The organism is Bacillus sp. C1 (genome assembly GCF_054570475.1).
In genome coordinates this window covers 570431-582246 of sequence record NZ_JBTMZT010000001.1, presented here as the reverse complement: position 1 = coordinate 582246, position 11816 = coordinate 570431, and the positions used below count along the sequence as shown (strand labels likewise).

At 35.7% G+C, this 11816-nt stretch carries 14 protein-coding genes; 3 read left to right on the top strand and 11 right to left on the bottom strand.

What is annotated here, in order from left to right:
* Nucleotides 1-18: 18 nt before the first annotated feature.
* The 6 genes from phnF to ACX5JI_RS03140 form a co-directional block, all read right to left on the bottom strand.
* On the bottom strand, nt 19-750 hold the full coding sequence (phnF, locus tag ACX5JI_RS03165; protein ID WP_459499639.1) for a phosphonate metabolism transcriptional regulator PhnF: 732 nt from the start codon (nt 748-750) through the stop codon (nt 19-21).
* Nucleotides 680-1468: a glucosamine-6-phosphate deaminase gene (nagB, locus tag ACX5JI_RS03160; protein WP_459499638.1), complete on the bottom strand. Its 789-nt coding sequence runs from the start codon at nt 1466-1468 to the stop codon at nt 680-682. The genes phnF and nagB overlap by 71 nt, the downstream gene beginning before the upstream one ends.
* 4 nt (nt 1469-1472) lie before the next feature.
* Complete coding sequence (nagA, locus tag ACX5JI_RS03155) at nt 1473-2615, bottom strand: N-acetylglucosamine-6-phosphate deacetylase (RefSeq protein WP_459500267.1); 1143 nt, start codon at nt 2613-2615, stop codon at nt 1473-1475.
* A gap of 249 nt (nt 2616-2864) precedes the next feature.
* The gene (locus ACX5JI_RS03150; RefSeq protein WP_459499637.1) at nt 2865-3767 is read right to left on the bottom strand and encodes a ComEC/Rec2 family competence protein; all 903 of its coding nucleotides are present in this window, start codon (nt 3765-3767) and stop codon (nt 2865-2867) included.
* 76 nt (nt 3768-3843) lie between these two features.
* A complete protein-coding gene (gene scpB / locus ACX5JI_RS03145; protein ID WP_459499636.1) occupies nt 3844-4419 on the bottom strand; it encodes an SMC-Scp complex subunit ScpB in 576 nt (191 codons plus the stop codon).
* Nucleotides 4420-4632: 213 nt separating this feature from the next.
* Entirely contained in the window at nt 4633-5370 is a 738-nt protein-coding gene (locus ACX5JI_RS03140; RefSeq protein ID WP_459499635.1) for a segregation/condensation protein A, read from the bottom strand.
* Nucleotides 5371-5539: 169 nt separating this feature from the next.
* Here ACX5JI_RS03140 and ACX5JI_RS03135 point away from each other — a divergent pair, with 169 nt between their 5' ends.
* Nucleotides 5540-5635 carry a YjcZ family sporulation protein gene (locus ACX5JI_RS03135; RefSeq protein ID WP_000510192.1) on the top strand — a complete coding sequence of 32 codons (96 nt, stop codon included), beginning with the start codon at nt 5540-5542 and terminating at the stop codon, nt 5633-5635.
* 191 nt (nt 5636-5826) lie between these two features.
* Nucleotides 5827-6345 carry a DUF309 domain-containing protein gene (locus ACX5JI_RS03130; protein ID WP_459499634.1) on the top strand — a complete coding sequence of 173 codons (519 nt, stop codon included), beginning with the start codon at nt 5827-5829 and terminating at the stop codon, nt 6343-6345.
* 20 nt (nt 6346-6365) lie between these two features.
* Here ACX5JI_RS03130 and ACX5JI_RS03125 read toward each other — a convergent pair whose 3' ends face one another.
* Nucleotides 6366-6731: a GNAT family N-acetyltransferase gene (locus tag ACX5JI_RS03125; protein WP_459499633.1), complete on the bottom strand. Its 366-nt coding sequence runs from the start codon at nt 6729-6731 to the stop codon at nt 6366-6368.
* 276 nt (nt 6732-7007) lie between these two features.
* The gene (locus ACX5JI_RS03120) at nt 7008-7445 is read right to left on the bottom strand and encodes a peptidylprolyl isomerase (RefSeq protein WP_459499632.1); all 438 of its coding nucleotides are present in this window, start codon (nt 7443-7445) and stop codon (nt 7008-7010) included.
* A 186-nt stretch (nt 7446-7631) separates the two neighbouring features.
* Here ACX5JI_RS03120 and ACX5JI_RS03115 point away from each other — a divergent pair, with 186 nt between their 5' ends.
* Nucleotides 7632-8498: a DUF1002 domain-containing protein gene (locus ACX5JI_RS03115; RefSeq protein ID WP_459499631.1), complete on the top strand. Its 867-nt coding sequence runs from the start codon at nt 7632-7634 to the stop codon at nt 8496-8498.
* Between the two features lie 257 nt (nt 8499-8755).
* Here ACX5JI_RS03115 and ACX5JI_RS03110 read toward each other — a convergent pair whose 3' ends face one another.
* From ACX5JI_RS03110 to spoVAEA, 3 genes are all read right to left on the bottom strand, one after another.
* The gene (locus tag ACX5JI_RS03110) at nt 8756-9559 is read right to left on the bottom strand and encodes a Cof-type HAD-IIB family hydrolase (RefSeq protein WP_459499630.1); all 804 of its coding nucleotides are present in this window, start codon (nt 9557-9559) and stop codon (nt 8756-8758) included.
* Between the two features lie 226 nt (nt 9560-9785).
* Nucleotides 9786-11258 (bottom strand): spore germination protein, encoded by a 1473-nt coding sequence (locus ACX5JI_RS03105; RefSeq protein WP_459499629.1) that lies wholly within the window; start codon nt 11256-11258, stop codon nt 9786-9788.
* Nucleotides 11236-11814 carry a stage V sporulation protein SpoVABEA gene (gene spoVAEA / locus ACX5JI_RS03100; protein ID WP_459499628.1) on the bottom strand — a complete coding sequence of 193 codons (579 nt, stop codon included), beginning with the start codon at nt 11812-11814 and terminating at the stop codon, nt 11236-11238. The genes ACX5JI_RS03105 and spoVAEA overlap by 23 nt, the downstream gene beginning before the upstream one ends.
* Nucleotides 11815-11816: the final 2 nt, after the last annotated feature.

Below are 11816 nucleotides of genomic sequence, written 5' to 3'. Positions count from 1 at the left end.
TTCACAAAATAATGTATATTACTTATTTCGTGAAATACTCGTAATAAACTTATAACGATCACCACGATAAATACATTTTACGTATTCTAACGGCAATTTACCTTCTGCATATGACCATTGTCTCATTACAAGTACAGGTGCCTTTTTAGGAATATGCAGATGCTCCGCTTCAGCATCCGTTGCAATTGATGCTTCAATCGCTTGGGTAGCACGAACAAGTTTAAAACCTAACTTTTTCTCTAAATGTTCGTATAAAGATTGTTGCAAAATCTCTTCGTTAATATCTTTTACAAGAGTTGGCGACAAATATGTCGTTTCAAAAGCAATCGGTTCGTCATCAGCTAAGCGAATACGCCTCACTTCATACACCGATTCCCCCTCTTGTATTCTAAGCCGGTCTGCTATTTTAGCAGTAGCAGGAACTAGGCGGAAGCTCAATAACTGACTGCTCGGTTTCATACCACGAGAAATCATATCCTCTGTAAATCCGGTCATTCCTTGTAACTTCTGCTCCACTTTCGGAAGTTGGACAAACGTTCCAATTCCACGTTTTCGATATAAATATCCTTGTTCCACTAAGTTATTAATTGCCTGTCTGATTGTCATACGACTCACTTCGAATTTATCACAAAGTTCATTCTCAGATGGAATTTTATCTCCCGGCTTCCATTCGCCGTCCTCAATTAGCTGTTTCACCCACTCTTGAATCTGATAATAGATCGGAAATGGTGAATACTTGTCGATGTTCATCAGCAATCGCCTCACTGCATAAAGATAGAGCTTCTTGATCAGCGATTACGGTTACATTCGGATGACGTTGCAATACTGTAGCAGGACACGTCTCGCTATATTCACCTTGCAACAATTCCTTCATTGCTTCTGCTTTTTTCGGGCCAATCGCAACAAGTAGAATGTGTTTCGCTTTCATAATGCTTCCAATCCCCATTGTAATCGCATGGGTTGGCACATCCTCTTCTTTTTCAAAGAAGCGAAGGTTTGCTTGGCGTGTAGATTCTGTTAATTCTACAATATTAGTTGGAGAATTAAATGGTGTTCCTGGCTCATTAAATCCGATGTGACCGTTTTCACCGATTCCAAGAATCTGTAAATCAACTGGGTTAGCTGCTAGAATGCTTTCATAACGCTTGCACTCTTCTTCTAAATCACTTGCCATCCCATTTGGTACATAAGTTTCTTTAAATGGAAGATGATCAAACAACTGCTCTTGCATAAAATAATGATAGCTGTTTTTATCTTCATGTGGTAAATTTACGTACTCATCTAAGTTTACAGTGGTTACACGGCTTGTATCAAGTTTATTTTTTCTCATTTCTGCATAAATACCAAGTGGAGAGCTTCCTGTAGCCATTCCTAACGTTGGATTTTCTTTTGATTTAACAACTTCCTTAATTAATTTATAACCTGCTTCAGCTAATTCTTCTGGAGTTTTTACAACAAGAATATTCATCTATTTACTTCCCTTCTTTCATATGAATTCCTAATCGAACCGTATCATATACATGTAAATTTTCTGTCATGATAACAAAATCTGCATCTTTCCCTACTGCTAATGCACCTTTGTGATCTAATCCAAATTCCTCTGCTTGGTTAACTGATGTCATGAGAACAGCGTCCTCAATTGAGCATCCTGTAAATTCAATTACATTCCGGAAAGCTTGGTCCATTTTCAAAATACTACCAGCTAACGTTCCATCTTCTAACCTTGCGCTACCATCTTTTACATGTACAGGCTGGCCGCCAAGTTCATACAATCCATCTTCTAGACCTTTCGCACGCATTGCGTCAGTAATAACACTTACTTTTTTAGGTCCCTTTAATTTATATGCTAGTTTCACCATATCCGGATGAATATGAATACCATCCGTAATCACTTCAACCATTACATCTGGGTTTAATAACACATGACCAACAACTCCTGGTTCACGGTGATGTAACCCGCGCATTTGATTGTATAGGTGTGTCGCATGTGTAATGTTTCTATTTTTTAATTGTGCATCAATTGCATCTGTATGTCCCATCGTGCCAACAACACCAGTTTCAGCAAGATATTGTTCAAACTCTATCGCACCTTCTTCTTCTGGTGCATACGTTACTAATTTAATTAAATTACCACTTGCTTCTTGCCATTGTTTAAATTGTTCAATATTCGCAGGAACGATATGTTCAAGCGGCTGTGCTCCAGCACGTTTCTTTGAAACATATGGTCCTTCTAAATGAATATATTCAAAATGTGCTCCCTTTTCTTTCGCTTCTTTTGCAGCGCTTAAAGCCGCTTCAATTGCTTCTGGAGCTTGCGTCATTGTTGTTGGGAAATAAGTTGTAACTCCTTCTTTTAACATTTCTTTTCCAAGAGTTACTAATCCATTACTATTTGCATCCATCGCATCAATATCGTATCCACCATGAATATGAACATCAATCATACCTGGAATCACAACTTTTCCTTCTGCATCAAATACAGTTTCATTTTCTTGTGATACATATTGAGCCATCAAACCAATTTTTTCAATTTTTTCTGCGTAACGAATAAATCCACTTTCTATTACTTCGTGACCTGTATAAATTTTGGCATTGATGACAACTTGCGTTTTCATTTTCATCGACCCTTTCCCATGAAATACCTACTTGTTATTATTACCTATTTGCCTAATTCCATCTTAATATATACATGAGTAGTTGTCTATACATTAAAAGTAAATTTCCTCTTTTATGATGAAAAAGGAAATTCTACTGTTCTTCTCTAATTATAATATATACTATTCATTCTTTCCAAAAGAAGACATTAAGCTTGTTATGAAATTTGGTAACGATTCCTTATTGGGTTTAGAGGCTACTACACCAAATTATTTTAATAATGGCAGCGGGAGCTTAGACCACATTACAATATATTTTCCATCCGTTTCCATTTCTATCGTTCGTTTATCTGTTGCATATGTCATCACACCATATTTCTTTAACCTGCTTACTACACTTTGATGTGGATGACCATATGGATTTTTTTTATCATACGAAAGAATCGCAAATTGAGGATTTACCTTTTCTAAAAATTGTTCACTCGTTGACGTATATGAACCGTGGTGACCTACTTTTAACACATCTGCATGTACATCATACCGCTTTATTATTTTCTTTTCAGTCCGTACATCTGCATCCCCCATTAATAAAAAATCAGCTTTACCATAGCGAATCTTTAAAACAATGGATGATTCATTATTTTCATCCTTTGATTCCCCATTATTTAATACTTGAATTGTTACTTTTGGATCTAACGGAATATACTGTCCTTGTTTCACACGAACAAACGGAATACTCCTCTTTTTAATACTATTTCTATATGTATGATACGTAAAAGAACTATAGGTTTTGCCGCTGTCTAATACAAGTGAGACTGGCATTTGTTCTATAATCGGGATAAGTCCGCCTATATGATCCATATCTGGATGCGTCCCTACAATAACATCTAAATGGTTAATTCCCTTTTCGATTAATTTTTGAATGATTACCTCTCCAGCTTCATAAGGTCCTCCATCGATTAACATCGTTTTACCATTAGGTAAAATAATAAGTATAGCATCACCTTGTCCTACCTTAAAAAAGCTCACTTTCATTTCCCCTAAATGTGGACGTTGCATGGAAAAAGAGGACGCAGTATGAACAGACATCATATATCTTTTGGCAGATACGCTGTTTAATGAAAAACATAATAAAACAGAAACTAGCAATAGAATAATCCGTACACCTTTCATAATTCGTCTCCTTTTTTCATTTAGTATGACACGAGGTGTATTTCATATTCAAAAAAAAGCTTAGCAATGTGCTAAGCTACGATTTTGACAGTTCCTTTAAAGAACCAAAGAATAAGTCCGCTTCATTCATTTGTTCATCTTCTTCAGAAAGAGCTGGTAAATCATCTAATGTTTGAAGTCCAAATGTATCTAAAAACTCTTTCGTAGTACCATATAAAATCGGACGCCCTGGTCCTTCTGCTCGGCCCGTTTCTTTAATAAGTAAGTGCGAAACCAATGTTTGCAATGCTCGATCTGTTTTTACACCACGAATTTCTTCCATCTCCGTTCTTGTAATGGGCTGACGATAAGCAACAATCGCCAATGTTTCAAGAGCTGCTTGTGAAAGAGACGCGGCGGTTGGTGTGTTCATTAATTTTTGGTAATAATGGGCATGTTCTTTTTTTGTGGCAAGGCGATATATTTTTGCAAATTGTACAATTTGCAAACCTCGCTGCATTCCTTCACATTCCCTTTGCATTTCCTCAATGAGCTGCACAACATCTTTCACTTCGATCTCAAGTACTTTTGTAATTTGTTCTAAGGAAATACCTTCATCACCTGCAACAAATAAAAGCCCTTCAATAATTGCCATCTGTTCTTTTTTATCCAACATATAGTCTCCTTTCTCATACTTCTCCACACAAAAATATCCATAGGAAAAACCGAAACACAGTATATTGCGTCCGGTCCAACATTCCTTCTATTGTGCCAAAACACGATCATGCGAACCTTTGATAAGTGGGAGTATTTCCACCGATCATTAGCTCTCACTCATCAAATACTTACTGCGAGCTTTTCTCACAATTTTAAAGTACAAGTTGTACTAAGCTTTAGAGCGAGTCAAAAAGATCTCATCAAAATTGTGTTCTTGCTCAATAATAATTTGTTGATTTTTCATAAGTTCGAGTATAGCTAAAAACGTTACAACCATTACTTCACGCTCTTCATCAACAAATAAGTCGTAAAAACTTTGGCGTCCTTTCGCTATTTCTAACTGCTGTAAAATGTCATTCATCCGCTGTTCAATCGGTATTTCCTGACGGGTAATTCTTGTTGTTACTGGACGTTTTGACTTTTTACGACGCATAAGTTTTTGAAATGCCGCTAACATATCATACAGTGTGACATCAAGAGGTAAACTTGTCTCCTCTTCTGATTGAAACGATGTAAAATCGATTGGTGGACGTGTATAAAGTTGCGCTCGTTCTTGTTCTCTCTCTTTTAATTCAGCAGCAACTTGCTTATATTTTTTATATTCAATCAACCGCTCCATCAACTCTTGACGGGGATCATCTATAAAGTCTTCACCATTATCTGGTACATCTTCCTCTTGTTTCGGTAATAGCATTTTACTTTTAATTTGTAATAGCGTTGCAGCCATCACCAAATACTCACTTGCAACATCCAATTGCAATTCTTTCATCGTATGAATATAAGATACATACTGTTCTGTAATTTCCGCTACAGGAATGTTATATATATCGATTTCATAACGATGAATTAAATGTAACAATAGATCTAAAGGCCCTTCAAAAGCCTCTACTTTAAAATTATATTGCACAAAGCATCCCACCACATTTTTTCTATAACAACATAAGTATAGAGCATACTCATGTTCTATCCAACCTTTTTCAGAAATTTAGTTAAAAATAGACATATGCCCATGCAATACTGCCCAACCTTTCATATGATAACAGTGTAGTAAGTTCAAGTGTAGGAGGTTAAAAACTATGGGCCATGTTGATTGTGGTTTTAACGGTGGTTTTGCTTTACTTGTTGTGCTGTTTATTTTATTAATCATTGTAGGCGCAGCTTGTTTCTGCTAATGCAGAATATAGTAAACGGCTAGAGAAATCTCTAGTCGTTTATTATCGATTACAATATTTGCAAACAATAAGAATCTACATTTACCTTGCCGTTTCGAAAAAATAACAGCATTAGAACTTTCCATTACTCACATTGTTGTTTCGCTTCATGATACACTGTACATAACACTATTCAGACAGGAGCGAAAAGGATGTATCCTACAGCATACATACAGTTTTTAATTCATTTTCATGGAGATTACGATTACTTTGAATGCCATGAAGTGTTAGAGGAACATTGGAAATCTAAGCCCATTGAAGAGCGCGACAACTACTGGGTTGGTTTTATTCAAATAGCAGTTTCTTTATACCATCACAGACGCTCAAATTGGAATGGTTCCATACGAATGATGAAAAGCGCTATCGCTATTTTAAAAAAAGAAAATACACAAGTACACAAGTTAGGACTTGATCATCCAAAGCTTTTAACTATATTACAAGCACAATTACAATCTATTCAAGCACAGGGGCCTTTTACACCTATCTTTTTACCATTCTCAGATCCTTCGTTAGAAAACACATGTCTGCAATTATGTACAGAAAAAATGATTCCTTGGAAAGATATTCATTCGCTACCTACCGAGTACATTATTCATAAACATAAATTACGTGACAGAAATGATATAATTGCCGCACGAAACGAACAACTAAAAAAAAGAAGGCAGAGATGATATGGTTCTTATCTCTGCTTTCATGAATGTATATTTTGTTCAACTGCTTGACACTTTTCGCAAAAACTAGCAGTTTGTTCATTGCCACAAATCGTAACATCTTGAAACTTATTTTTTAATTCTTGTACCATCTTCGTTCCAATCCCTATGTGGCGGTAAGACGGATTTACACTAATATGTTGAATCTTTAATACAGTTTCTTCTTTAATAACTCCAATAATCCCAACGAAATCATCATTTTGTTTCCATAAATACAGTTGCCAACTATCATTTTTGTCATATTCTTTCATTGTCACTTGTAAAGTTTTTACATTTTTTTCAGTCGGCATAAAAGAAAGAAGCCCCATTGCAATTTTTTCATAACTTTTTTTAAAACGAATTAACATAAACCTTATCCCTTCTTACAAAAGTTATAAATCATGTATCCCCTCTATTACTATTTCCACATCATATCCATTCTACAATATTTTCACTATGGTGAGAAGGGCTGTCAAAATAACTTGATAATCATACAAAAAAAATTTAGGAAGGTCAAATGTATAGCAGTCCTTTATTTTCACTAATAAAGGACATTTTTATCTGTCTCTAAATATCATATAAAAATTTGAAGAATGATTATTTAGCGGCAAAAAAAAAAGAGAGCACTAATCGCTCTCTTCAACTTATTCTTCCCAAACTTTAACTTCTGTCATTACATCGCCTTGACGCATGTTTAATACTGTTTCAATACCACTTGTTGCTTTACCAAATACAGTATGTACACCGTCTAAATGTGGTTGTGGCTCATGAACGACAAAAAATTGGCTACCACCTGTATTACGACCAGCATGTGCCATAGAAAGTGAACCAACTAAATGTCTATGAGGATTCCCGTCAGTTTCACATGGAATAGAGTAACCAGGACCACCTGCTCCAGTTCCTGTTGGGTCTCCACCTTGGCTTACGAAACCAGGAATAACACGGTGGAATGTAACTCCATTATAGAAACCTTGATTTGCTAATTTTTTAAAGTTTTCAACCGTTTTTGGTGCTTCTTCTGGGAAAAATTCCAATTCGATTTTTTCACCATTCTCCATTAATATGTATCCTAAAGTTTTCATACGTATAAGTCTCCTTTCAACTATCTCAGCACTATATTACCATATTCACGCTCAGAAACAAAAAGAATCCGACAATCTACATACTTCTTTTTTAAATAAACAAGAAGACAGATGACAAATTTTAAAAATATACTATAATTACTCTGTTGCCCGTAAATTCCAGAAAGAGAAAGGGAGCGATTTTTCGTGAAAACGAAACTTTTAGCACTGCTGTTAGCTGTTACGGTATTTATGATTCCAACAGCTTCGTTTGCAGATATAATTGAAGGAGAATCAATCGTTACATTAGGAGAAAACTTATCAGAACAACAAAAACAAGATCTTTTGAAAGAGATGAAATCTCCAAAAGATGCGCAAATTATTACTGTATCTAATGCGGAAGAACATAAATTTTTAGAAGGTATCGTTCCAAAGGCACAAATTGGTACGAGGGCAATTTCATCTTCTATGATTACGTATACAAAGCCAGGGTCTGGTCTGATTGTACGAGCAAAAAATATTAATTGGGTAACAGATGCAATGTACACAAATGCACTCATTACCGCGGGTGTCAAAGATGCAGAAATCCAAATCACAGCACCATTTAAAGTATCGGGAACAGCTGCTTTAACAGGACTAATGAAAGCTTATGAAACAACAGCGAACAAAGAAATTCCTGAAGAAGTAAAAAAAGTAGCCAATGAAGAAATGGTACAAACTGCTAAGCTTGGTGACAAAATTGGCGATGAAAAAGCCGTTCAACTTGTTGCAAAGGTAAAAGAAGAAATTGCGAAAGAACAGCCAAAAACAACAGAAGATTTACGTGCGCTCATACAAAAAATCGCTGATCAACTTGGTATTACACTAACAGATGAACAGTTAGATAGTTTAGTTTCACTCTTTGATAAAATGAAAAATTTAAATATTGACTGGAACCAAGTTGGTAGTCAATTAAATAAAGCGAAAGAACATGTTTCGGCCTTCTTAGGATCTGAAGAGGGACAAGGCTTCTTAGATAAAGTAAAAGATTTCTTCTCTAGTATCATTGATTTTGTTAAATCATTATTTAAGTAAGAAAAAGCTCGTCATTGACGAGCTTTTTCTTTATACATCCAAATTAAAAAACGACATAAACCCTCTTCTTTTTAGATGGAAGAGATCCTCGCCCCATACTTTGTGAAAATAAAGAGAGGAAATGAGTGGATATTTCTTTTTGTTTTCATAGCCGCCATTTATATGTAGGAAAACGAAATGGATTTATCTCGCTATTTGCGGACAACAACACTCTCGCATTAACTGGCAGTAAGACCCCCACTGATTAAAGTTTCACTTTATATAAGCAAAGGTAATTTCATAACAGCTTCCTCTACAGAGCGCACAACATGACGTGCCTTTTCCTTTACATATGGATGTGCATGATGAAGGGTAAAAGAATGTGGTGTCACTGCAAACATGGAAATATCATTGAAAGAATCACCAATACATGCTACTTCATGTGCTTCAATTTTTAAATGCTCCATCAAACGTTTTAACGCACTTCCTTTACTAACTCCCATTGGCATAATATCCACATAACCTGTCCCGGAAATAAAAATTTCAGCTTGCTCATGAAAAATTCTTCTTAATTCGTGATCTAATGTCACAATTTTTTCTGCATCTCCATATACAAATAACTTTGCAGGGTGGACTGTTTTACCAAATTCTTCTTCAAGTGTTTCTATTTCTGCAATATGCACGCCCATATATTCTTCAAAAACATAATGATGTTCATTTTTCTTTTTTGTATATCTCTGCTCTTTTGCACAAACAATATCAGCTAGTCTTTTTTCGTGTATATATTGATATATTTCCTGGGCAACTTGATCATTAAATCTCGATTCATGGAATACTTGCCTATTCGGTAATAGCATTGTAGCTCCATTTAAACCAGTTGTGTAATATGGAAAAGTGAATCTTTTAACTGCATCATGAATTCTATGTGTAAAGCGGCCAGAAGCAAAACAAATATTTGTCCCTTTTTCCGCCAACCAACAAAGTGCTTTCTCATCTTCCTTATGAATGCGGCTCACATTATACACAAGTGTATCATCCAAATCGCTTACAAATAGTTTGATCATATCCTCGTCCCCCTTCATACACAAAGTCTACTCTAAGCATACAAGAAAAATGTTGTATTTTTGTTAAAAAACAATAAATTTATAATAAAAATAGTTCCCCGCAAAAAAACGTGGGTATGTAGATAGATGTAAACTCCACTCCAAGTGGACGCTTTCCGTTCCGTGTATCGAAAATGATTCATTTGCAAAAATCAACCACACATTACGGTGATGAACCATAAAAATAAGCAGGGAAATTCCCTGCTTATTTTTGTCGACGTATATTTTGTGGATGTACAATACTTGGACGCACTTTTAAACTAGACATAGTTGGGCGTAATAATATTGTTTTTAATGCGCCCCAATCAAATGGTAGAAACGGCCATAAATACGGTGTTTGCAAACTTTTAACGGACGTTAAAAATAAGATTAACATCGTCATGCCGATTACAAATCCTATCTCATGAAACAAACCAGTTAAAATAATAACAAATAATTTTCCTAGTTTGTTTCCAAGTCCTAACTCATAACTTGGTGTTGCGTATATTCCAATCATTGAAACCGCTGTATATAAAATAACTTCTGGAACAAATAAACCAACATCAATTGCAATTTGTCCAATTAAGATTGCTGAAATTAAACCGGTAGCTGATGATAGAGGAGTTGGCGTATGAATCGATGCCATTCGCAAAAACTCAAGTCCAATATCAGCTAGAATGATTTGTAATAAAATCGGGAGATGGGTCATTTTATTTGGCCCAATGAAGGCAAGCTTTTCTGGCAACAACGTTGGCTCAAACACAAAAACAAGCCAAAACGGCAATAAAAACAAGGAAAATATTATACCTACAAAACGAACCCATCGTAAAAATGTACCAACCGCTGGGTTTTGCCTAAACTCTTCTGCATGCTGCACATGATGAAAATACGTTGTTGGTGTAATCATCACGCTTGGTGATGTATCAACAATAATTAGAACATGCCCCTCTAATAAATGATTTGCTGCTACATCTGGTCTTTCTGTATAACGAATAAGCGGGAAGGGATTATAACCTTGCTTTACTAAAAATTCTTCAATCGTTTTGTCAGCCATCGTAATTCCATCTACTTCAATATTCTCTAGTTCTTGCTTAATGATTTTTACCAAATTTAGATTTGCAACATCTTGAATATACGTAATACAAATATCCGTTTGTGAACGATCTCCTACCCGAACCATTTCATTTCGAAGGCGTGGATCTCGAATGCGTCTTCTTATCAATGCTGTATTCACAACAATATTCTCTACAAAACCATCTCTTGCTCCGCGCACCACTTTTTCTGTATCTGGCTCTGTCGGTGTTCGCCCTGGATAACTCCGAACATCGATTGCAAAAGCTTCCGTTTCACCTTCTACAAAAATAATAATAAGTCCAGATAATACTTGTACCATCACCTCATCCATCGTTTTCACTTTACTTACTTGTTGATGAATGAGACGATTTTCTAAAATTTCAACTGTATCTTTCTCAATATTCCCTATCTCATTTGTATCCACTGCTTCTTCCAAAATCGGAATAATATAGTTTGTATCACACAATCCATTTACAAATAATACACCTATTTCTTTATCTAGAATTTGAAACTTACGAATTCCGACATCAAATGTGACGTCAAGTCCAGCTGTTTGTTTCAAATAATTTTCATTGTCACTCAAGAAGGAAGAAATCGGAACGCTAACCTTCTTCTTTTCTGTCATAAAACCCACTTCTTTCTAAAATTAATTGAATTGCTTTTTTTGTAATTGGTGATCCTCGCTCCCATTCATCATTTCCGCACATCTTCCCTATATCACCAATCCCAACAATTACCGGAACATTTAATTCATCTAAACAATAAATCGTATCCCCATTAATTCTTCCCATTTCACCATCTGAAAGTCCAAATTTATCTACACCATATTCTGTCAATCTGCCTTCTCGATCCACACTAACATCTACACGTGCCCACTCCAGGTGATGTGTATTAGATGCAACAGCTAAAATACCAAGAACATCAATTTGTTTATGCATGGCCACATATTTTAACGCCTTTTCCCCTGAACCTTCTCCTATAAATCCACTATCATCAAACATAACAAATACAGGGTCAGATGGTGTTTGCATAATAAGCTCAACAGTCTTTCTTCCTGTCAGCTTCGTCGGATTACTTTGAGAAGCTGAAATACATCTTCCGCCAAATTCCTTTGCTAACAACTCAATTGTTCGCTTTGCATATTCATCTCCATCTGTCACCAAAATAACCCTTCGTCTCATCT